We start from the raw sequence: 23,319 nt of genomic DNA, 5'->3' as shown, positions 1-23,319 counted from the left end.
TCAAATAATTACTTTAGTGCCTCAATTTTACTATATGCGCATTCCTGTATTTTTATTCTTTTTTATTCCGTTAACACTTTTTTCTCAAAACCCTTATCCTCAAGATTATTTTGGGAATCCGTTAGATATTCCTATAGTTTTAGCTGGAACTTTTGCAGAGTTACGATTTAATCATTTTCACTCTGGAATGGATATAAAAACACAACATCGTGAAGGCTTAAACGTTTTAGCCTCTGCAGATGGTTTTGTAAGTCGTATAAAAATATCACCTTTTGGTTACGGTAAAGCGCTTTACATTACTCATCCTAACGGTTATACAACTGTATACGCTCACTTATCTAAATTAGCTCCTAAAATTGAAGCCTATTTAAAAGAACAGCAATACGAGAAGGAATCTTACACCATAGAATTGTTCCCTCCTATTAAAGCTTTAGTGGTTAAAAAAGGAGAACTTGTAGCGTATAGCGGTAATACAGGGAGTTCTGCTGGACCTCATTTACATTTTGAAATCCGAGACAAAAATGAACATCCTATAAATCCAATGTTATTCGGGATTAATACTAAAGACACCACGCGCCCACTAATTAATGCCCTTTATGCCTTCCCGATAGATGAAGATGCTCAGATTAATAAGTCGAATAAAAAACAGCAAATACGTCTTATAAAGCAACCCGATGGTAATTTTACAACAGAATCTATTGAAGCTGTTGGTAAGATAGGATTTGGAATTGAAACCATAGACCGTCAAGATTTGGCAAACAACAAAAATGGTGTATACAACATACAAACATTGTTTAATGGTAATCCTAATTTTGAAATTGATTTTAGAACATTTTCTTTCGATGAAACCAATGATATTAATCGTTTAATTGATTACGATATTTATAAAAATGAAAAAGACAAAATTCAGAAGTTATTTATCGATACCAATAACGGGTTAAGCTTGTATAAAAACACTTTAGATAATGGCTATTTAACGATTTCTGATAGTACGTCTGCTGTTTACAAAATTAAAGTAAGCGACTTTAGAGGAAACGAAACTTCGGTTACGGTTTCTATAGATGGAAAATTTAATACCGATGTTTTAAAAACCAGCCCAGAAGTTACACCTTATTATATATACGAAAATCAAGCCGCTACATTATCCGAAGAAAATGTAACTGTAAACTTCTATAAAAATACATTTTATGAAGATTTCTATATCGATTTTAAAGTTTCTAACGATACGTTACAGTTGCTTCCTATTGGACATGCAGCTCGTAAAAACTTCAATATAACTTTCGATATTTCTAAATATAACGAAGCTGACAAAGACAAACTTTTTATTGCAGAATTGGTTGGCTATAAAAAATGGCCAAGCTATTCGTCTACTAAAAGAACAGAAAACACTTTAAGTACGTTTACAAAAAGCTTGGGGTATTATACAATAGCCTCAGATACGACTGCACCTAAAATTACAGCTGTTAATTTTAAAGATGAACAATGGATTAGTAATGCCAAAACCTTGAAGGTTAAAATTACAGACGACTTGTCTGGTATATCAGACTATAGAGCAACAATAAACGGAAAATGGATTTTAATGGAATACGAGTATAAAACGAATACATTAACTTACAATTTTGACGACCAAATTAGTACAGAACCACACAACGATTTTAAAATAATTGTAACCGATAATGTAGGAAATAGTTCTACTTTTGAAGCGCGCTTTCACAGAAAATAATGAACGTAACTAACAACCACAAACGTTTTCTTTTAAACATATTCTATTTTTTAATTCCCTTATTTTCCATTGCTCAAAATGGAACCTTGCAGGGTGTTATTTTAGATGAATTAAATCAGCCTATCCCGAACGTGAACATCACGACCAACGGCAAAGGCACTCAATCTAACGAAAACGGATTCTATTCATTAAAAATAACCGACAACAAAGATGTTACAGTTGTGTATTCGCATCTTTCATTTAAATCGATTACGGCTAGTTTTAACCTTAAAGATGGTGAATTTTTCGAGTTCAATCCAGTCATGAATCCTAATGTTGAACAAATTGAAACCGTGGTTTTATCTGGAAGTACACGTAAAGATGTTCAAGGTATTGTAACTTTAAATCCGACGGTTATCCGTAAAATTCCGGGCGCCAATCCAGGAATAGAAAACCTATTAAAAACACTTCCTGGTGTGAGCAGCAACAACGAATTAAGTACCCAATATTCTGTTCGTGGAGGTAATTACGACGAGAATTTAGTGTATGTAAATGGCATAGAAGTGTATCGTCCTTTTCTAATTCGTTCGGGGCAACAAGAAGGGTTGAGTTTTGTTAATTCTGATATGACGCAGAATGTAGATTTTTCTGCGGGTGGATTTCAGGCGAAATACGGCGATAAATTATCATCTGTATTAGATATAACTTATAGAAAACCTGTAGATTTTGCTATTAGTACAGATTTAAGCTTACTTGGCGGGAGTTTAACTGTAGAAGGTAAAAGCAAAAATTCTAAACTTACTGGACTAGTTGGTATGCGTTATCGTGATAACAGCTTATTGGTAGATGCAAAGGAGACAGAAACAAACTACGATCCTAAATTCGCAGATATACAGACGTATTTCACGTATCAATTTACAGATAAATTCAGTTTGAATTTCTTAGGAAATGCTTCCATCAACAAATACAATTATGAACCTGAAACACGACAGACTAATTTCGGAACTTTAGATAATCCGCTGGCTTTATTGGTGTATTACGACGGACAAGAAAAAGACGCCTACCAAACGCTTTTTGGTGCTTTACAGGCAACTTACACTGTTAACGATGCTTTAAACTTACACTTAATTGCATCTTCATACCATACAACAGAAGAAGAATATTTCGACATACTCGCGCAATACCGTTTGGGTGAAGTAAATAGTAATATTGGTGATGAAGATTTAGGAGAAGTAGAATATAGCGAAGGTATTGGAGGACAATTAAATCACGGTCGTAACGATTTAGACGCTCTAATTTCTACTGTAGAACATAAAGGTAGCTACAGCAATAACGGAAATGATTTTGATTGGTCTGTAAAATTTACAAACGAAGATATTAAAGACCGTTTAGTAGAATGGGAAGTTATAGATTCTGCAGGTTTTTCTATAAATCCACCTAAATATAGAAATCCGAATAACCAACCTTACGCACCTTATGAAGGTCCATTAGTGGCATTTCAAAATGTAAGAGCAACAAATAGTACAAGTATAAACAGATTTCAAGCATACCTGCAATGGAGTCGTCGTTTTGAATTGGGAGAGCATGAAGTTTGGGCCAATGCAGGAGTTCGCTCCCACACTTGGAGTGTATCTGGAGAAGATATAAATAAAACAACCCAAACGGTAGTTAGTCCGCGTGCTCAATTTGCCATAAAGCCAAACTGGAAACACGATATGCTTTTTAGAGCGTCTGGAGGATTATATTATCAACCGCCATTTTATAGAGAGTTAAGAGATTCTACAGGTACCGTAAATCCAGAAGTAAAAGCACAAAAATCTATTCATTTTGTAGTTGGAAACGATTATAGCTTTTTAATTTGGGAACGCCCTTTTAAATTAACCACAGAAGCGTATTATAAAAAAATGACGGATGTTAATCCGTATACCATAGAGAATGTTCGTATTCGATACCGCGCAAATAATAACGCCGAAGCTTATGCTTATGGTTTAGACTTACGTATAAATGGGGAGTTTGTTCCTGGAACAGAATCTTGGTTTAGTTTTGGATATTTAAAAACTGAAGAAAATATAGATCATCGCGGATACATAGCAAGACCTACAGACCAACGTTTAAAATTTGGAGCATTATTTCAAGATTATGTACCTAAACTTCCGGCTATGAAAATGTATTTAAACTTAGTATACAATACAGGCTTACCTGGTGGATCTCCTAGTTACGCCGATCCTTACGATTACCAAAGCAGACTACCAGATTATAAACGTGCCGATTTAGGATTGCAATATGTAATTGTAGACGAGAATAAAGCGTTTGATAATGGTTGGAAAAAACCATTCAAATATCTGTCTGTAGGATTTGAAATTTTTAATGTATTCGATGTACAAAATTCTATCACCAACACTTGGGTTCGTGATGTATATAGCAAACGCCAATATGCAATCCCAAATTACCTTACACCAAGAGTATTCAATGTAAGAACTACTATGAAATTTTAGTCATCACCTAAAATCACAGCGTGCTGAATCATTAATCTCGCAGTTTTAAAGACATATATAAGCTAGAATGCTTAATTTCATAATGCAAGATTCATAAAAAACACATTAAAATTATACTATATAATTGAGTTTTATGTACTCTATTTTAATCATTACTAAAAAAAGTAAGCATAACCGCTTATTGTTTTCAAAATCCCATAAACACTTACTTTTCTATTAAAACTTATGCATCTTTGTAATAAATAATTGTTGTGAATTTTACAGATAAAGATTTAATTATATTCGACTTTGATGGTACGCTAATCAATAGTATTCCAGATCTTACCATAGCCGTAAATAAAATGTTAGCGCATTATAATCTATCGCCTTTAACCGTTGCTCAAGTCACGCCATTTATTGGAAACGGTGCAAAACCACTAGTTAAAAGAGCTTTAGTATCTGCTATGGGTGAAGACAAGATTACCAACGCTTTATTAGATGAAGCATTCAAGATTTACTTCTCTGCTTACAAAGACGTTACTTGCGAAAAAACCTTCATGTATCCTGGGGTATTAGACACCTTAAACCTATTAAAACAGAAAGGGTATACACTTGCCATTTGCACGAATAAACCATTCGGATTTATAGAACCTATTTTAGATACATTAAAGATTAAACAGTTCTTTACCCTTTGGATTGGAGAAGATTCTTTAGATCAGAAAAAACCCGAAGCTGCTCCCCTACTGCATTTGGTGAAGACATTAGATACAACCATAGAAAAATCTATAATGGTAGGAGATTCTAAAAATGATATTCTAGCTGCACAAAACGCGAACATGCAAAGTATTGGTGTAAGCTACGGATATAATTATAACGAAAACATTTCAGATTACAATCCAACACAAGTTGTTGATGATTTTTCAGAACTTCAAGACCTCTTTTAATATGTCAGAAATATATAGTGTTGGTATTATTGGTGGTGGAGTTTCTGGAGTGGTGTCTGCATTACAATTGGCGGAACACAATATCGATTCTATATTATTCGAACAAGAAAATAGTGTTGTAAACGGCCCTCCGTTTTGTCATTTACATGCTGGAGGAAACTTATATCCAGACATTTCTTACGAGCAGTGTAAACTCCTCATGAAGCAATCTATTGAAATGGCTAGGCTGTTCCCTCAATCGATAGACGAACGACCTACATTTATAAGTATTCCTAAAACTGAAAAATACGAAGTCGATAAAATTGAGCAACGTCTAAACTTATTAGTAGATTATTACCAAACGCTAATAGACGAAGATCCTGAAAATGCTATTCTTGGGGATCCTAAAGACTATTACAAAACATATAACAACGACGATTTACAATTTTTAGCAACGCAACCTACTGTGAAGCATCCAAAGACTGCGGACGAATGGATGACCAATGCGATAAAACTTATCGATTACACAAAATTAAAAACGCCAATTATTCTAGTTCAAGAATATGGATGGAACCTCTTTAGATTAGGTGCACAAGCCCAATTGGCTTTAAATAAAACGGAGTATTGTAATTTAAAAACGAATACCGATGTTTTAAGTATTACAGATGTTAGAGATCAAAATTTAGGATACAACTGGAAAATACAGACTAAAGACAACACCTATAAAGTGAATTATTTAGTGAATTCATGTGGTTTTAAAACAGGTAAGTTCGATGAATCGTTACATTTAACCACAGAACGTTTAATAGAGTTTAAAGCAGCTTATGTATCTAAATGGCAACCTATTCCTGGATTAATTCCAGAACTCATTTTTCATGGCGAACGTGGTACTCCGCATGGTATGGTACAGCTTACACCCTATTGCGACGATTACTACCAAATTCATGGTATGACTAACGACATTACATTATTTGAAAACGGATTAGTACAGTCTAAAGACAATAAGTCTCAACCAGAATTTAACGAAGGCATCACAAAAAAATTGAATCATGGTTGGGATAATGATGACATAAAAACCAGAACAGAAAATGCAATCGATTCTGTTGTAAAATTTGTGCCTTCGTTTGAGTCAGCTTCAGTCGGTGGACCGCCATTATTTGGTGCGCAACAAATTCCGGGAGATGACCCTAATTTAAGAGTTGGAGAAGTGAGTTTTCCTTGTAAATCGTATGCTAGAAGTGAAATTGTTAAAGCATCTTCTGCTCTTACGGTAGCAAATCAGATTATAAATAGAATGTTAGAAGAAAGTGTGGTCTCTAAAATTGATACGTCTTTACAACAAAAGACATTACTAGATGCTGTTTCTAAAAATGATATTGATGAATTGGCTCGTGAACTGGCTGTACAACGTGGCTATCCCGAAGCCTTATCTCGATTAGTGATTGAAAAATATTAGTGAAGATTAATTCTTTTAGTAAATCCATGCTAAATTAAATCTTATTTCCATTCATTTTCAATGTAGCTTTACCATATCCTATATCCTTTACATAGGTATTTGTAGTATCATCGTAAACAATATATCCTAAATTTTCATTAAAATTAAGATTAAATAAGGCTGTAGACGTATATAATCCTGGAGTCGCAGCACTTGTTGTAAAAACATTTACCTGACCCTCTTCATTCGGATTTATAATATTAGATGCAGTGGTTAAGGTTGAACTAAAAATATTATTTGCATCCGTTTCAGGTGTGTTTACATCAACATATTCTGTAGTTCTATACGTAAGTCTAATAGGGTAATTTCCAACATTTTTCCAAGTGTCTATATTTAAACCATTGTAATTACTATCCGTTGGAGAGTCTGGAATGGTAATTTCAGAATTGTTAAATAAAATAGGTTGTTCAGTATCAACAATAATCCTATACACTTTAGATTCTGAATCGTTTAATGCTGAGATTTTAAAATCTACAATATTTGGATAACTAAAGTCAATGTTTTCCCCTTCAGATGCCGAGTATTCAATGAATGCTTCGTTATTGATTCGATATAAAATGCTTGAACCTTCAAAATCAACTATTGGACTTATGTTCGCATAGTCTACAGGTGTAGGAAAAAGACACACCACTAATGAATCTACGGAAAAGACATCGGACTGTATTACAGAAAACGTATGGTCTTTCGCTAACATATCGAAACGTGTTAAAGCCACTTTCTCTTCAGTTGGTTGTTCAACATCATCCGTATTAGAATCGTCGGAACTACACCCTAAACATAAAATAAAGATGAAAAGCAAAACGCTAATCGGTGAAAATTTTTCTAAGTATCTCATATCACATACATACTGTGAATAAATAGATATACAAGGTTAATACAATCCCCTTCGCGCTACATTTGAATACACATTACCTAGATTTTAGTATTATATTTACACCCATTACTGACATCTGGATCTATGACTAAACACTCTTCTCATACAAACAAAGCGAAAACACCGTGGCCTACAAAAGCAGCCATGGAACAAGTTTACGAAATGAAACTTTGGGGAGAAAATCAATCTGAATTTTATTCGGGCGATGGATCTCACTTAGACGATTTAGTTCACCCTTATATTGACGTCATTACTTCATTTTTAACTCAATTACCGTCGCCTCCAATAGTCTGCGATTTGGGCTGTGGAGATTTTAATATTGGAAAGCAATTAGTAAAATATACTCAGAAATATATAGCAATAGATATTGTACCAAATCTTATTGCCTACAATAAAGAAAACTTTAATACTGATAATTTAGAATTTCACTGTTTAGATTTAGCTGCAGATCCATTACCAAAGGGAGATTGTGCTATACTCAGACAAGTGCTTCAACATTTGTCTAATTCCGAGATTCAAAATATCTTAAATAAGTTAACGGCGTATAAATATGTTATTATAACAGAACATATTCCGAATAGTGACTTTATCCCAAATGCTGATATTATTTCAGGACAAGGTATTCGTTTAAAGAAACACAGTGGTGTTAACGTATTAGCTACACCATTCAATTTAAAAGCAAAAGATATACATCAATTATTAAGCTTGCCTTTAAATAACGGTAAAGAAGTTATAGTTACCACCTCTTACACCCTTTATTAGAGGTTTAAATTTGAATACTTACCTGAAGACTAATATCAATTGAATATTCCTGAGTGTTATACCTTATATATTTTCTGAAAACAAAAAGGTTGCCAACACCCACAATATAACAGATAATACACCGCCTATAATTGCAAAATGGCGGAAAGAATAAATCCCGAGTCCGTAGATAATTGTATTGGTTTGATAGCCCATTGGGGTGAAAAAGCTAAAGTTTGCAGCAAATAAGACTGATAAAATAAAAAATTTAGGATCTAAATTTAAACCTGCAGCAACAGAAAGTGCAATAGGCGTCATTATAATTGCTGTTGCGTTATTAGAAATAACACCACTAAAAAGCATGGTAATTCCGAACAACGAAGCAATGACAAGCATCGGACTTTGACCTTGGAGCATACCAATTAAATTTTCTGAAAGCCAAGTTTCTGCTCCTGTATTTTTCATGGCAATACCAATAGGAATTAAACACGCTAATAAAAAAATAACTTCCCAATTAATATCTTTATAAACCGTATTTAATTTTAGGCAATTGAATACAAGTAAGAGAAATACGCCAATAATCGTACTTTTAACAATAGGAAATAATCCACTCGCTGCCAACCCGATTGTAATTAATAAAATCGTTAGCGATATATACTTTTTACGGGCATTTGGAAATGTGCTACTCGACAATTGTTGCATAACCACCACATGTTCTATACCTTCTAACTTATCTATATCATCTTCGTCGATTTGAATTAATAAGCGATCGCTTACTTTTAGCCTGATTTTATCCTCACGTTTTCTTATAAGACGTTCCTTGGTATTTCGCATATTAATCCGTTTTTTAATAGCTAGCGGATTGGCTTCCATAATCATGGCCGGTTTAATATCTCCTAGTCTCAACCCCAATAAATTGGAATTTGGGAGTATTAAGAGCTCTACAATGTGAGTGTCTTTATTTACTTCCTGTTTTACCTCTTCTGAATTGTCTTCATCTTCATGTTCTTCCGCTACAACTTCATTAAATAGAGTAATACCTTCTGTTTCCTTGGCTTTTAACAAATTATCCATACTCGCGTTTACCAGCAAAATATCACCCTCTTTTAATGTAATGTATTTTCCTGGCGCGTTTGTAGTGATGCCATCCCGTGTCATTTTTAGCAATTGCACATTTTGATTGGTAAATAAGAATGTTTCGCCTATAGTCTTACCAATTAACGAAGACTCCTTATTAATACATAGCTTTGTTATAAAATCTTGAAGTTCTTTTTGAAAATCTTTCGTCTTTTTAGAATCGTAAGGTAAAACAAACGACAAGGCTGTTACCACCACCACGCCTACTCCTAGAAAAATAAGTCCGTAATTAGTAAACTCGAAAAACGACAATTTTGGCACACCGCTTTGCTCGGCAATGGCATTTACAATTAAGTTGGTAGACGTTCCCATTAAGGTACAACTACCACCCAATATTCCTGCAAAAGAAATAGGCAGTAGTAATTTAGATTGAGAAATCCCATAACGTTGATGTAATTCGTTGGTAAGCTTTACAAATACAATAACCACTGCGGTAGTACTAATAAACGCAGATATACCCGCTACAATAAACATAATAACAGGGATAAGTAGTAATAGAGGCATACCTTTTAACTTGGTCATGGATTTAGATAGCATATTAATTACACCGTTTTGCTCCATAGCTATAGCAATAATCATGAGCATAAGAATGGTAATTGTGGCTGTGTTACTAAATCCAGTAAGTGCTTCTTCTGGCGAAAGAAAACCAGCTAGCAATAGAGAGGCCAATACAAAAATGGAAATTTTGTCTATAGAGAACAGCTCGAGCGCAAAAAAAATAAGGCTTAATCCCAAAATAACAAATATGATAACAATTTCGATGGTCATAAGCTCAATGGTTTTTCATTAAAAAAACTCCGTTCAAAATTTTATAAAAGGCATTCTAAATAAATTAGCCTGTAATCAAGTGTTCAAAGTAGATCGTTTTTTTCTTCAATTTCAAGAATATTTAGTCTACATAACATCTTAAAATAAGAAATTCAATTTTTAACATGTTTTGATACAATCTAAATTAAGTAAAATTTAGATACAGAAATTTCTTTTTATTAACTCAGAAGAAATTTAGGTCTGCTATAATTTTTCTGTTATTCTGAAATATTTACAAATTACAGCGAATTAAAACTTCTTAATATGGAGAATTTACAGCTATTAGATACAAATATTTTTTTTTACGGCAACAGTAACAATCTATGAAGTAAAACAAACACATTTAGTTTGTAGTTATTTGATAAACCGTTAAGTCCCTATTTGGAATCTAAACGGCTTTTAGAGAACAGGAATTTTTTAGTTTAATCAAAAAAAAATCTCTAGAAGAGATTTTTTAGTTTTTATATGGCTTTTATAAGCAACTCCGCTGTAGCTGGATTTGTTGCTAGTGGCACATCGTGCACGTCGCAAATCCGCATTAGCATAAATATATCCGGTTCATGAGGATGTTTTTCTAAAGGATCCCTAAAAAACAAAACCATATGGCATAACCCTTCTGCTACGCGAGCAGCGATTTGAGCATCTCCACCTAGAGGTCCTGATAAATAAGGTGTAACTTGAAACCCTGCTTTTTCTACTTTTGTACCTGTGGTTCCTGTAGAAATTAACGCGATTTGTTTCTGATCTAATACATCGCGGTGTTCGTTTAAAAACTGAACCATTTCAGCTTTTTTACCGTCGTGTGCTATAATTGCTATTTCCATTATTCTATATCCTGAGTATGAAATTTCGCTAAACCTTCTATTGGGCGTCTTGCAAAATTACCTACAGTAAAATTCAATTCTTTTCCAACAGCTAAAATTTCATCTTTAGCAAAATATGCTATCGAACCTGCAAAATGTACTGGCACTGTTTTTAATTCTTCTTTATACTGTAAAATCATGTTTTTAGCAAACAATCTAATACCTTCTTTAATTAAGTTCTGAATGTATTCAGAGTCTTTATTTAAAAACATAAATTCGGCAAAAGACGCCAAAAAGGCATTCGGGTTAGGTTGTTTGTAAATGTTGTATTTTATATAATCTGCTTCCAAATTATACTTATCTGCCATGGCAACTCGAATTGTTTCTGGCATATTATTAAAGTAGTAATCTCTAATTAATTGTTTTCCGTAGTAGTTTCCACTTGCATCGTCCATAAGACTCCAACCCAAAGATTTTACACGTTGGTGAATTTGTGTCCCATCAAAATAACTACAGTTAGAACCTGTACCTAAAATACAAACTACAGCAGCTTCTGTTGGCGTATTAATTGTAGAATACACAGCAGCCATTGTATCTTCGTCTACTGATACTTCAGCATTCTCAAAAAAATCTTCTAATACTGTTGTTAATAGTTTTTTAGGGTTTTCTGTTCCACAACCTGCACCATAAAAGAATACGTGAGTAACTTCTTTTTTATGCTTTTTTAAAACTTTACTGCCTTTAATAATTTTTCTTAATTTCTTTTCAGGAAGTATTGCCGGATTTAAACCGTTTGTTCTAACTTTTTCGAGAAGTTGGTTCCCTTTTTTATCTACCGCAATCCAGTCGGATTTTGTAGACCCACTATCAACTATTAAAATCATATGTTAGTTTTAGATAAAAAAACTCCACAGGATACTGTGCTTTATACACAATAACTCTGTGGAGTTATTATTAATTTGTATAAATTATTTTACAGATGCGATATGTTGTGCTAAGTCAACTAATTTAGTTGAATAACCAAACTCATTATCATACCAAGAAACTAATTTAACAAAACCATCATTTAAAGCCATACTTGCGTTAGCATCGAATGTACTTGTTTTTGGTTCTGATACGAAATCTTGAGATACTACACCTTCTTCAGTATAACCTAATATACCATTTAATTCTCCTTCAGAAGCTTCTTTTAAAGCTGCTTTAATTTCAGCCCATGGTGCTGGTTTTTCAAGACGACAAGTTAAATCTACAACAGATACATCTACAGTTGGTACTCTAAATGCCATACCTGTTAATTTTCCGTTTAATTCAGGAATTACTTTTCCTACAGCTTTAGCAGCTCCAGTTGAAGCAGGTACGATGTTGTTTAAAGATGCACGACCTAATCTGTAATCTTTTTTAGATACACCATCTACAGTAGATTGTGTAGCTGTAGCAGCGTGTACAGTTGTCATTAATCCTTCTGCAATACCAAATTTATCGTTAATTACTTTAGCTAAAGGTGCTAAACAGTTTGTAGTACAAGATGCGTTAGAAACAATAGTATCTGCAGCAGTTACTTGTTTGTGGTTTACACCCATTACAAACATTGGTGCATCTGCTGATGGTGCAGAAATTGCAACTTTTTTAGCTCCAGCAGTAATGTGCTTTTGTGCGCCTTCTAATGTTGTGAAGATACCTGTACAGTCTAAAACAACTTCAGCCTCTACTTCATCCCATTTTAAATCTTCTGGATTACGTTCTGCGGTAATTCTAATAGCATTTCCATTAACTATTAATTTTCCTTCTTCTGTTGAAATTGTTCCATCAAACTGTCCGTGTACAGAATCATACTTTAATAAGTAAGCTAAGTGCTCTACATCTAATAAATCGTTAATACCTACTATTTGAATATCTGGTCTAGCTACCGCTACTCTAAAAGCAATTCTACCTATTCTACCAAATCCGTTAATTCCAATTTTTAATTTTGACATAATCTTATTCTAAATTTAATGTTTAAGTGGTCATGATATCTGACACACGTAATAATTCTAAGTTAATTTTTGATTGACCTTTTATGGCTTGATCTAAAGGTGTTAAAGACATGACATCGTTTAATAAACCGACCATGTAATTAGACTTTCCTTCTAACAAGCTCTCTACTGCTTTTACTCCCATACGACTTGCCAACACTCTGTCAAAGCACGATGGTGAACCTCCACGTTGCATATGTCCTAAAACAGATACACGTACTTCATATTCCGACATATGCTCATCGACATAGTCCTTTAATTCAAATACGTTTTTACCAATTTTATCGCCTTCTGCAACGATTACTATACTTGACGATTTACCAGAATTTTTACTTCTATGTAAAGATTCTAATAATCGATCTAATCCTAAATTTTCTTCTGGTATTAATATTTCTTCTGCACCACCGGCTACACCAACGTTAAGCGCAATATGCCCAACATCTCGCCCCATAACTTCTATAAAGAATAAACGGTCATGAGAACTGGCTGTATCTCTAATTTTATCGATTACTTCTACTACTGTATTTAAAGCAGTATCGTAACCTAAAGTATGTGTAGTTCCAAAAATATCGTTGTCTATTGTTCCTGGTATTCCCATGACAGGCATATCGAATTCTGAGCTAAAAACCATAGCCCCAGTAAAACTACCGTCACCACCAATTACAACTAAAGCATCGACACCTTCTTTTTTTAAATTATCGTAAGCTTTCTTGCGACCTTCTGGCGTTCTGAAGTCTTTAGATCTCGCAGTTTTTAAAATGGTACCTCCTTTATTAATAATACCTTTTACACTACGGGCATCCATAGGGATAAATTCACCACGAATCATACCTTGATAGCCTTGAACAATACCCACACATTCAATATTATGAAAAGCACATGTTCTAACTACCGCACGAATCCCGGCATTCATTCCTGGAGAATCTCCTCCTGATGTTAAAACACCTATTTTTTTAATGGTTTTTGACATGTTCTATTGATTTGCTAGTAAATCTACTAAAGAAAATCAACATATAAAACAGCTTTGAGGACTTTTTAACAGAGGTTTTAAACTATAACGTTTGAATTTGAAAAAAAGTTAAAAACTTATTTATTAATTGAATAAATGCACGTTAACTGCGGAATTATTCCTCTGAAATATCTGTTTTCATAATAATATATGCAGGAAGTGTGCCTGTGGGTTTTGGTGTTTCATTTTCAGAATTTTCACCTTCTGATTTGTTCATTTCACCATAGAATATTTTCTGAATCAATTCTCTAAAAGTATCGAAATCTATATTATAAGAAATTCCTACTCCTTGAGTGTATCCTACCTTATCACCAAAATCTTGTATACTGTTTTCTCTATTAAATACATTTGCTGTTAGCGTCCCTTCTTCATTCAATAAGAAATTAACTTCAATATCTCCTGCTATTACTGTTTGGCTTACACCTCCAACAGGTACGTCTACATTTCCGTTAATCATAACACGTTCGCTAATCTTGGTTTGTAACGTTACACCAAAGCGATCGTCTGTTTGATAATCTGGATTGTTTTCACCCAATTCGTAGTTTAACCCTATATTTAACTTATTATCGCTTTCAGAAAATAAGCCGTTTACAATACCGTTTAAACGTTCGGTTAATGTTCCGTAAGGGTTTAAACTTGTTAAGCCACTAGAAAACGACCCTGTAGTTAATAGGTATAAGGCTTGGTTGTCGCGATCCTCTTTAGATTCTAATCTGTATGTTAACTCAGATTTCACCGTTGAATTTACATTCGGGAATTCGAAACCAAAGTTCACTTCAGGTTTTTCTAATTGTTCGGTTAATTCGATTTCAACATTTACCGGAATACTCTTATTAATTGGGTTATCTAATAAAGGAGAAGGATTTGCTTGTGTTTTATAAATGGCTTTAAGATCTATTCGTGCTCCTAACGGATCTCCATCCCAAGCTAACGTCCCTCCTGGTTCTACCGTAAATTCTTTCTGTACGATTCCACCATACATAAAGTTATACACACCTTGAAATACAGAGAAATCTCCGTAAATATTAAATTTACCATTGGTATTAATTTCGATTAGTAAACCTCCAATTCCACGACCTTTAATGGTACTTCCAGAATCACGGTCCATAACAATTTCAATTTCAGCATTCTTATTAACTTCTAAGTCGAAATCTAATTCTAAACCTTTTATGTCTTTAATAAATAGTTCTTTCCCTTCTAACTTTGCCTGTTTTTCTTCTGGGCTTAAAAAATGAATAAATGTATTGTCTCCAAACGATTCTGAATCATTCATCGGAATTTTAAAAACAGTTCCCGGTTTGGTTTCACCAATTACAGAAATAGAAAGTTCTTCTGTAGGTCCTTTAATAGAAGCCGAGCCACCTATATATCCTGTTCCGTAATAAAGCGCATCTTCTACATAGGGTGTATTTAATACTAAAAGACGGTCTGTTTTAATATCTAACCCTAATACCCACTCAGAAAAATTATTATGTTTAATAAATCCGCCAAGAACACCTTTAGTATTAAAAGCATTATCGGTAATTTTAATATCATCGAAAGTAAACTCTTGATTTTTTAGAAGTACTCGCGAACCATTATCAAAATTAAAATTTGTGTTTAACAAGGGAACCAACAGTCCTGCTTCATTTAAATTCAGGACACCTTCATAAGCCGGTTTATTTAAATCTCCAATTAGTTTGGCATTTCCAGATACAAATCCTCGTATATCACTAATTACATCTTTTCCTAGCGGACTAAATGGTTTTAAGTCGAAATTATCGAATAGTAAATCGACATCGATATACGACTGATTATTTAGAGCATCGATATAACCAATTGCAGAGAATGAATTTGTGGAATCGTTTTTAATTTTCGCATTTACAAAATATCGTGTTAAGTTTTCGTTTCCTGTAATGTTTCCTGAAAACGAACCTAATCTAAAGCCATTTACTTCAAGAAAATCTATAGAAACATCTGAACTTGGAATATAGTTTCCGTTTTTCTGAACAATATCGACTTTACCATTTAATATACCTCCTAAGTTTAAACTGTCGAACTTAGGCGTAACCTTTTCTAAATCGACTTTATCGAACGTTAGTTTTAAATCTTTCGATGTTGAATCTACTAAAAAACCTTCTAAAGAAATCAATTCATCATCTAGAGACATTGCCAGTTTATCTATGCTTATATTTTGTAAATCTCTAGAAAATTCAATTTTATTAAGTGTATCGCGGTCTGCATTAATTAACCACGTATTGTTTTTAAATGTAACGTCGGATTTTTTAAATCCAAACACCGAATTATTTTCGGCATTAATAGTATGGTAAAAGTTTAAGTTAAACACATCGTCATCTCGCGTTCCTCCTTGAAATTCTGTACGCATAAATAAGGTGTCGTTAATTGTTTTGTTTACTAGAGAAAACCTAGACACATCGTAAAACTTAGTGTAAATACTATCAATCTCTATATAGGTATTAAATAAAGGATTGGTATTATTAATATCGATTTCTATATCACTCGCAAAATAATCGTACAGCTTAATCTCTGGCGATTTAAACTTAAAGTTAACAGACTCTTGATTACTTTGTACATGACCGCTTATAAATGTGTTTTTTCCAAGCGCTATATTGGGATAAAAGACTTCTACAATCTTATTATAAATGGTAAAGTTAAAATCTAGATATTGATTTTTTTGTACTGGATAAGAATCGAAATTACTGTAAATTGTTCCAATAGAATTTCTAAACATGGTTTCTATATCTCTAAACCTAAACACACCACTCATTTCTCCTTCTACAATATCTGGAGAATCTACTGTTACATGTCTAATAGAATCTCTAAAAACAGACGTTACCGTAAAATCGTCGAAAATGTAATTGTCGTGTTCGTTTAAATAATTTGCATCAGAAATACTTATTAATCCTTCTACATCGTTTATAGATGTACCTATGGCACGAATTTCAACAATACCTTTAAACATCGATAAGGTATCGCGTTTAACAAAATTAAGCGCTTTTAAATCGGCATATTGTACATCTGCAACGAAATCTACCATTTTGGTGCGGTTAGAAAAATCGGCTGCACCGTTAAAGTCGAGTTTAAAATTAGGGTCGTTACTCACTAAATTCCCATTATATATACTGCTCTTAAAATTCCCTAAAACATTAATATCGTGATACGAATAGTTATTATATACCATATAAAACACTTCTCCATTTACTTTGGTATCTACGCTTTCTTTGGTAAAACCACTACCATCGACATCGATATCTAATGAAGTATTCCCAAACTGAGCTTGATCTATAAACGTTCCTAAATCGAAATCTGTTACCCGTATATTTCCTTTATAAGAAGCAAGATCTATATTATTTATGTTGGTTAACACCAAATCGGACTCGACTAAACCTAAAGCGGTATTAAGTCGTAAATCGGCATTGATTCTAGAAGTTGTTATTTCTGAAGTTCCCGTGATATTAAAATTACCAAACCGTTCGAAATTAGATGGAATGGTTTGTCCTAAAAGTTTAGGTAATACCGTTATTAAATCGCGATAGTTAGAAGACAATCTAGAAAATTGCCCGTTCATATAAAAACTATTATCTGTACGATTAAATAGGTTTTTAAAATTGAAATCTCCAATAATTCGGGAGCCTCTGTTCGTTTTTAAATTTAAACCATCAAGATTTAAATCGTTTAAAGTACCTGTTAATAGTACTGAAAAATCGGCACTCTGATTGACTCCAAATTCATTGTAAAAATAATTTAAATCGTTGAACGCTACATCTGCAGAAGTAATATTGGCATTTACCTGAACTTTATCTGTAAAAGCACTTAAGTCTTCACGATTAAATTCAAACCTAACATCGCCTTTTAAAGTCGACTCTTCGGTTCTTAAATCTAAGTTTGCAAACGTGATATCGTTTAAGGTGTACGCAAAATTAGTACTCATATTTTCTACATGAAGACCGCGACTATCTGTAAATTCTAAAGTATTTATTCGTGTAGATACTTTTGGACCATGAATTAAAAAATTAGAACCATTAATAGTAATGTCATTAAAAACCATGACTTCTGGAGTGTCTAAATTTTCATTTACAAACGTAAATCGGCCATTATAAATCGATACATCGCTAGAAGACAAGAGAAAATTGCTTGGTGTATCGTCGTTATTATCGTTATCAAAACGTGCCACAAACACATCTAAATTAGTTTGTTCTTCGTCTTTATATGTTTTTATATTAAAATCTAAATCGGTTAATTCAATTTCAGAAAACACCAATCTCCCATTGTATAAATTTCTAAAATTTACAATATGTGTTTCTAAAAGCTTCGCACTAATTAAAGTATCTTGTCTATAATCTTCAATATACACGTGCTTTACCTGAACATCGCCGTTAAAATGAAGTCCTACAGCTCCAATATTTATATGCGTATCGAAGGACTCATTTAATTTAGAAGTCGCATATTTTCCTAATCGTGTTTGAACACCTGGAATAGCTAAAATCAGAATTAAAATAATAAAGAGCAGCAAAATGATAGCTGCCAATTTGGATAGTATTTTTAAAAATTTTTTGATACAGTTTAAAGTTATAACTTTGAGCTCAAAAATAACAATACTTCTAATACATTCTAATGCATTCAGAAAATATTTACATTTTAGGAATTGAGTCCTCTTGCGACGATACAGCTGCTTCGGTAATGCTGAACGGTAAAATATTAAGTAATGTTGTGGCTAGCCAAAAAATACATGAAGAATTTGGTGGTGTCGTTCCAGAACTTGCTTCTAGAGCTCACCAACAAAACATTGTTCCTGTTGTGCATCAGGCCTTGGTAAAAGCAGGCATTACTAAAGACCAATTACAAGCTGTAGCCTTTACACGCGGCCCTGGATTAATGGGGTCTCTTCTAGTTGGGACGTCTTTCGCTAAATCTTTAGCTTACGGATTAGATATTCCGTTAATAGATGTAAACCATATGCAAGGTCATATTTTAGCTCATTTTATAGATGAGGACGGCTTTAACAAACCGCCATTTCCATTTCTAGCGATGACAATTTCTGGCGGACATACGCAAATTGTTAAGGTGAATAATTACTTCGACATGGAAGTTATTGGAGAAACTATTGATGATGCTGTTGGAGAAGCTTACGATAAAAGCGGAAAAATTTTAGGTTTAGGCTATCCTGCGGGTCCTGAAATAGACAAACGCGCACAATTAGGAAATCCGAAAGCATTTAAATTTACCAAACCTAAAGTCACTGGTCTAAAGTTCAGTTTTTCTGGTTTAAAAACAGCTATTTTATACTTTATCCAAAAAGAAGTTAAAGCCAATCCTAATTTTATAGAAGAAAACTTAAACGATATCTGTGCATCAATTCAATATACTATTATAGGTATATTAATCGATAAGCTGAAACTTGCTAGTAAAGAAACAGGTATAAAACACATTGCAATTGGTGGTGGTGTTTCGGCAAATTCAGGCATAAGAAAGGCTTTAAAAGATGGCGAACAAAAATTTGGATGGACAACTTACGTCCCTAAATTTGAATTCACGACAGACAATGCCGCTATGATTGCAATAGTTGGCTATTTAAAATATTTAGAGCACGATTTTTCTGAAACAAACATTACAGCCTCTGCCCGATTAAAAATCTAGAAACCCCTTATTTTTTAGTTAAAAAATTAGTATAATTGTATCCCAAATACAATTTAAACTTAACCCCACAATCAGCCTACTTTATGTTAAAAAATCTACTTTTAACAAGCGCCATTTTGAGCGCTGTATTATGTAATGCTCAAGATTCTTTTGATGGTACCATAGACGATGTTGCCACATCTGAACAAGCAAAAATTTTTATTAAACAAAACAAAGACCTTAAAGGAAAGTATTTTGTTTTCAACAAAGAAAAACACAATACTACCCTAGCAAAAGAACTTTTTGAAATGCCTGTTGGACGTTCAAAAGTATATGAAAATGAATTTAACAAGACTACCTATAAAATTATAGACAAACACGAAACTACCTACTACCGTGCTAGCTATATTTTTATTGATAGCGAAGGATTAGATGAAACAGATTTAAAACGCCTTAAGCAAACTATTTATTCTAAATTTAATCAAGGTCAGCATTTTAACGATTTAGTTCAACGTTATTCTATGGATAAAAATGCATCACGTGGTGGCGATACTGGATGGTTTATTAATGGAAAAATGCCAATAGAAGTTGAAGAAGAATTAATTAAGAACAATAAAAATCATTACTTAAACAAACTGTTTACAGTAGATATTCCTGAAAAAAATTGGCACTATATTATTTTAAAAACAGAAGAGCCTAAACCTATTGAAGAAATTCAGGTTATAAAAATTACCGAAGCCTATTAAACTATGCAATTATTTTACAACCCCGATATTACAGAAAGCACCACGCAACTCGCATTTTCTAGAGAAGAAAGCAGACACATAGTAAAGGTACTAAGAAAAAGTACTGGTGATAAACTTTTTGTAACTAATGGTAAAGGGTGGTTGTTTACAGTTGAATTAAATTTAGCTGATATTAAAAATTGTTTAGCGACTATTGTCGATAAACAATTTCAAGATGCTCGAGATTATAAAATTCATCTTGCGGTTGCTCCAACTAAAATGAACGACCGTTACGAATGGTTTTTAGAGAAAGCTACCGAAATTGGTATAGATAGCATTACGCCTATTATTTGCGACCATAGTGAACGTAAGGTTGTAAAACTGGAGCGCTTCGAAAAAATATTACAGGCGGCTATGAAACAATCTTTACACTATTATCTTCCCGTTTTAAACGCTCCAATACCGTTTAAAACTTTTATTGATGACCTACAACATGGCGATTGTTTTATTGCGCATTGTGAAGAAACCAACAAAAAATCTTTAAAACAATGCATAAAACCTAAAACAGAATTGACCATTTTAATTGGTCCTGAAGGTGATTTTAGCACAAAAGAAATAGAATTAGCACTAAAAAACAACTTCATTCCTGTAACTTTGGGACACACCAGATTGCGTACAGAAACGGCTGCTATTGTAGCGTGCCATACTGCCGCATTAATAAACGAATAATTACCTATGAAGTGTTTTTGGGTTCTAGGCTTGTTTTTAGTAACCACTTTTGTTTCGGCTCAAGATGTTGCTGTATTGCATTATAAAGGTGGCGGCGATTGGTATAGTAACCCAACGTCTCTCCCTAATTTGGTTAAATACTGTAATACGCATATTAATACAAGAATAAATACAAACGTTCAAACCGTAGAAACATCAAGCCCAGATATATTTCAATTTCCCTTTATACACATGACAGGGCATGGAAATGTATTTTTTGACGATACAGATAAAACCAATTTAAAAAATTACTTAATTTCTGGCGGATTTCTTCATATCGATGATAATTACGGCTTAAAACCGTACATTACTAAGGCACTTAAAGACATCTTTCCAGAGCAAGATTTTGTAGAACTTCCAACAACACACGATATCTTTCAAAAACCAAATCGTTTTCCAGAAGGTTTACCAAAAATTCATGAACATGATGGAGAACGTCCACAAGCATTTGCTCTGTTTTACGAAGGCAGAATGATTGTGCTTTTTACGTTTGAAAGCGATTTAGGAGATGGCTGGGAAGACCCCGAAGTACATAACGACCCCGAATCGGTACGCGAAAAAGCACTTAAAATGGGTGCGAATATTATATTTTACGTTTTTAATCACTAAGATTTAAATGACTCAACTCAATCATTACAATACCAATTTCAGCAAAAAAAAATTTCCAATAACCTTAGTGTGCGATAATGTAAACAACGCGCCAAACATTGGAAGTTTATTTAGAACCGCTGATGCTTTTGGAGTTGAAAAACTCATTCTTTGTGGCTCATATATACCTTTAGGCAGAAAAATGACTAAAACGTCACGTGCTACAGAAAAAGTAGTACCTTTTGAAATGCAAGCAGATGTAGATGCTGTAATTTCTAATCTAAAATCGGAAGGCTACTTAATTATTGCTTTAGAAATTACAGATTCAAGTATTCCACTTAGAGAAGCTCATTTTAAAACATCGCAACCCATTGCTTTACTTATTGGCGACGAAAATTTCGGAGTTTCTGAAACACTTTTAAAAGCATCCGACATGATTGTACATATCGATATGTTTGGTCAAAATAGCAGCATGAATGTAGTTCAAGCAACTAATATAATTTTATACGAACTAACCAAACAAAGTCTTTAATTGTTTAATTATATTTGTTTTATGAAAGCAAAAACTATTTCAAATGGTATTTTAAGAGCCATCTTTACACTAATAATTATTGCAATTATTCTTTACTTATTATATCAAATACAATCGGTAATTGTTTATATAATAATCGCAGCCGTTATTTCTCTAACCGGAGCACCTCTTGTTCAGTTTTTAAGACATCGTTTCAAGTTTAACGATTCAGTTTCGGTTATAATCACCATGCTTTTAATTGTAGGGTCTTTTGTTGGTTTAATTTTATTATTTATTCCACTAGTTATCGAGCAAGGGCATAACTTATCCCTCTTAAATATTGAAAAACTTCAAGGTAACTTTAATAATGTATATCTAGAAGTCTCGAATTATTTAGAGAGCAAACATATTGTTTTAGAGAAATCTTTAGAAGACTACCATTTATTATCTAAAATTAATTATTCTGCTATCCCCGATTTTCTAAATTCAATTTTAAGTGGATTCGGAACGTTTAGTGTAGCTTTTTTCTCTGTACTGTTTATATCCTTCTTCTTTTTAAAAGACCGCAAATTATTAGAAAATAGTTTTATGGTTGTTGTTCCAGAAAACAAAAAACACCGTGTAAAAAAATCGTTATATACTATTAAGCATTTATTATCTAGATACTTCCTAGGACTGCTCATCCAAATTTTCATTCTATTTGTAATCTATGCTGTAGTGCTTTCAGTTTTCGGAATTGATAATGCCATAGTAATCTCCTTTTTATGTGCCCTTTTAAACCTGATACCTTATATAGGCCCATTAATTAGTGCTATTTTAATGATTGCCTTAACATTGTCTAGTAATATAGAAAATGAGTTTAGTGTAGCCCTTTCAACTACAGTTTATGTGTTAATAGGATTTGTTTTTGCTCAATTTATAGACAATTTTTTCAGTCAGCCGATTATATTCTCTCGAAGTGTAAAATCACATCCTTTAGAAATTTTCCTAGTTATTATTATTGCAGGAATTCTTTTTGGTATTATTGGGATGGTGGTAGCCGTACCAACATATACCGCCATTAAGGTTATTTTGAAAGAGTTTTTATCTGAAAACAAAATTGTGAAACTCCTTACCAAAGACTTATAATTTCTT

The 23,319-nt window shown here is 33.2% G+C and carries 18 protein-coding genes; 11 read left to right on the top strand and 7 right to left on the bottom strand.

Features of this window, described 5'->3' with window-relative positions; genetic code table 11:
* Window positions 1-34: 34 nt before the first annotated feature.
* The 4 genes from BN863_RS06770 (at window position 35) to BN863_RS06755 (ending at window position 6,555) form a co-directional block, all read left to right on the top strand.
* The gene (locus BN863_RS06770) at window positions 35-1,723 is read left to right on the top strand and encodes a M23 family metallopeptidase (protein ID WP_038528906.1); all 1,689 of its coding nucleotides are present in this window, start codon (window positions 35-37) and stop codon (window positions 1,721-1,723) included.
* Window positions 1,723-4,197: a TonB-dependent receptor gene (locus tag BN863_RS06765; protein ID WP_051774581.1), complete on the top strand. Its 2,475-nt coding sequence runs from the start codon at window positions 1,723-1,725 to the stop codon at window positions 4,195-4,197. Before BN863_RS06770 ends, BN863_RS06765 begins: the two co-directional genes overlap by 1 nt.
* A gap of 251 nt (window positions 4,198-4,448) precedes the next feature.
* The gene (locus BN863_RS06760; protein ID WP_038528903.1) at window positions 4,449-5,120 is read left to right on the top strand and encodes a phosphoglycolate phosphatase; all 672 of its coding nucleotides are present in this window, start codon (window positions 4,449-4,451) and stop codon (window positions 5,118-5,120) included.
* A gap of 1 nt (window position 5,121) precedes the next feature.
* A complete protein-coding gene (locus tag BN863_RS06755) occupies window positions 5,122-6,555 on the top strand; it encodes an FAD-dependent oxidoreductase (RefSeq protein ID WP_038528900.1) in 1,434 nt (477 codons plus the stop codon).
* Window positions 6,556-6,589: 34 nt separating this feature from the next.
* Here BN863_RS06755 and BN863_RS06750 read toward each other — a convergent pair whose 3' ends face one another.
* Entirely contained in the window at window positions 6,590-7,429 is an 840-nt protein-coding gene (locus tag BN863_RS06750) for a hypothetical protein (RefSeq protein ID WP_038528896.1), read from the bottom strand.
* A gap of 123 nt (window positions 7,430-7,552) precedes the next feature.
* Between BN863_RS06750 and BN863_RS06745 the strand changes: the two genes are divergently transcribed.
* Window positions 7,553-8,230 (top strand): class I SAM-dependent methyltransferase, encoded by a 678-nt coding sequence (locus BN863_RS06745; RefSeq protein ID WP_038528893.1) that lies wholly within the window; start codon window positions 7,553-7,555, stop codon window positions 8,228-8,230.
* 63 nt (window positions 8,231-8,293) lie between these two features.
* Here the strand turns inward: BN863_RS06745 and BN863_RS06740 are convergent, their stop codons facing one another.
* From BN863_RS06740 to BN863_RS06715, 6 genes are all read right to left on the bottom strand, one after another.
* A complete protein-coding gene (locus BN863_RS06740) occupies window positions 8,294-10,114 on the bottom strand; it encodes an SLC13 family permease (RefSeq protein WP_038528890.1) in 1,821 nt (606 codons plus the stop codon).
* Between the two features lie 500 nt (window positions 10,115-10,614).
* Window positions 10,615-10,977 (bottom strand): methylglyoxal synthase, encoded by a 363-nt coding sequence (locus BN863_RS06735; RefSeq protein ID WP_038528888.1) that lies wholly within the window; start codon window positions 10,975-10,977, stop codon window positions 10,615-10,617.
* The gene (locus BN863_RS06730; RefSeq protein WP_038528886.1) at window positions 10,977-11,840 is read right to left on the bottom strand and encodes a BadF/BadG/BcrA/BcrD ATPase family protein; all 864 of its coding nucleotides are present in this window, start codon (window positions 11,838-11,840) and stop codon (window positions 10,977-10,979) included. Before BN863_RS06730 ends, BN863_RS06735 begins: the two co-directional genes overlap by 1 nt.
* A gap of 84 nt (window positions 11,841-11,924) precedes the next feature.
* Entirely contained in the window at window positions 11,925-12,929 is a 1,005-nt protein-coding gene (gap, locus tag BN863_RS06725) for a type I glyceraldehyde-3-phosphate dehydrogenase (RefSeq protein WP_038528882.1), read from the bottom strand.
* Window positions 12,930-12,951: 22 nt separating this feature from the next.
* On the bottom strand, window positions 12,952-13,938 hold the full coding sequence (gene pfkA / locus BN863_RS06720) for a 6-phosphofructokinase (protein ID WP_038528879.1): 987 nt from the start codon (window positions 13,936-13,938) through the stop codon (window positions 12,952-12,954).
* A gap of 154 nt (window positions 13,939-14,092) precedes the next feature.
* Window positions 14,093-18,505, bottom strand: coding sequence for a translocation/assembly module TamB domain-containing protein (locus BN863_RS06715; protein ID WP_242404077.1), 4,413 nt, complete (start codon window positions 18,503-18,505; stop codon window positions 14,093-14,095).
* Window positions 18,506-18,591: 86 nt separating this feature from the next.
* Here BN863_RS06715 and tsaD point away from each other — a divergent pair, with 86 nt between their 5' ends.
* From tsaD to BN863_RS06685, 6 genes are all read left to right on the top strand, one after another.
* Window positions 18,592-19,614 carry a tRNA (adenosine(37)-N6)-threonylcarbamoyltransferase complex transferase subunit TsaD gene (gene tsaD / locus BN863_RS06710; protein ID WP_038528876.1) on the top strand — a complete coding sequence of 341 codons (1,023 nt, stop codon included), beginning with the start codon at window positions 18,592-18,594 and terminating at the stop codon, window positions 19,612-19,614.
* 116 nt (window positions 19,615-19,730) lie between these two features.
* Window positions 19,731-20,339 (top strand): peptidylprolyl isomerase, encoded by a 609-nt coding sequence (locus BN863_RS06705; protein WP_158408973.1) that lies wholly within the window; start codon window positions 19,731-19,733, stop codon window positions 20,337-20,339.
* A gap of 3 nt (window positions 20,340-20,342) precedes the next feature.
* Window positions 20,343-21,047 (top strand): 16S rRNA (uracil(1498)-N(3))-methyltransferase, encoded by a 705-nt coding sequence (locus BN863_RS06700; RefSeq protein WP_038528870.1) that lies wholly within the window; start codon window positions 20,343-20,345, stop codon window positions 21,045-21,047.
* A 6-nt stretch (window positions 21,048-21,053) separates the two neighbouring features.
* Complete coding sequence (locus BN863_RS06695; protein WP_038528867.1) at window positions 21,054-21,695, top strand: DUF4159 domain-containing protein; 642 nt, start codon at window positions 21,054-21,056, stop codon at window positions 21,693-21,695.
* Between the two features lie 7 nt (window positions 21,696-21,702).
* On the top strand, window positions 21,703-22,206 hold the full coding sequence (locus BN863_RS06690; protein ID WP_038528865.1) for a TrmH family RNA methyltransferase: 504 nt from the start codon (window positions 21,703-21,705) through the stop codon (window positions 22,204-22,206).
* A 21-nt stretch (window positions 22,207-22,227) separates the two neighbouring features.
* Entirely contained in the window at window positions 22,228-23,313 is a 1,086-nt protein-coding gene (locus tag BN863_RS06685) for an AI-2E family transporter (protein WP_038528863.1), read from the top strand.
* Window positions 23,314-23,319 lie beyond the last annotated feature (6 nt).

The organism is Formosa agariphila KMM 3901, from assembly GCF_000723205.1.
GTDB lineage: Bacteria > Bacteroidota > Bacteroidia > Flavobacteriales > Flavobacteriaceae > Formosa > Formosa agariphila.
This window is presented reverse-complemented; position numbering and strand designations above follow the sequence as displayed.

Excerpts from the sequence above, each read along its gene's own strand:
- BN863_RS06685 (WP_038528863.1), top strand. The coding sequence starts at position 22,228 with ATGAAAGCAAAAACTATTTCAAATGGTATTTTAAGAGCCATCTTTACA.
- BN863_RS06745 (WP_038528893.1), top strand. The coding sequence starts at position 7,553 with ATGACTAAACACTCTTCTCATACAAACAAAGCGAAAACACCGTGGCCT.
- BN863_RS06730 (WP_038528886.1), bottom strand. The coding sequence starts at position 11,840 with ATGATTTTAATAGTTGATAGTGGGTCTACAAAATCCGACTGGATTGCG.
- BN863_RS06700 (WP_038528870.1), top strand. The coding sequence starts at position 20,343 with ATGCAATTATTTTACAACCCCGATATTACAGAAAGCACCACGCAACTC.
- BN863_RS06765 (WP_051774581.1), top strand. The coding sequence starts at position 1,723 with ATGAACGTAACTAACAACCACAAACGTTTTCTTTTAAACATATTCTAT.
- tsaD (WP_038528876.1), top strand. The coding sequence starts at position 18,592 with ATGCATTCAGAAAATATTTACATTTTAGGAATTGAGTCCTCTTGCGAC.
- gap (WP_038528882.1), bottom strand. The coding sequence starts at position 12,929 with ATGTCAAAATTAAAAATTGGAATTAACGGATTTGGTAGAATAGGTAGA.
- BN863_RS06695 (WP_038528867.1), top strand. The coding sequence starts at position 21,054 with ATGAAGTGTTTTTGGGTTCTAGGCTTGTTTTTAGTAACCACTTTTGTT.
- pfkA (WP_038528879.1), bottom strand. The coding sequence starts at position 13,938 with ATGTCAAAAACCATTAAAAAAATAGGTGTTTTAACATCAGGAGGAGAT.
- BN863_RS06755 (WP_038528900.1), top strand. The coding sequence starts at position 5,122 with ATGTCAGAAATATATAGTGTTGGTATTATTGGTGGTGGAGTTTCTGGA.
- BN863_RS06770 (WP_038528906.1), top strand. The coding sequence starts at position 35 with ATGCGCATTCCTGTATTTTTATTCTTTTTTATTCCGTTAACACTTTTT.
- BN863_RS06690 (WP_038528865.1), top strand. The coding sequence starts at position 21,703 with ATGACTCAACTCAATCATTACAATACCAATTTCAGCAAAAAAAAATTT.
- BN863_RS06750 (WP_038528896.1), bottom strand. The coding sequence starts at position 7,429 with ATGAGATACTTAGAAAAATTTTCACCGATTAGCGTTTTGCTTTTCATC.
- BN863_RS06740 (WP_038528890.1), bottom strand. The coding sequence starts at position 10,114 with ATGACCATCGAAATTGTTATCATATTTGTTATTTTGGGATTAAGCCTT.
- BN863_RS06735 (WP_038528888.1), bottom strand. The coding sequence starts at position 10,977 with ATGGAAATAGCAATTATAGCACACGACGGTAAAAAAGCTGAAATGGTT.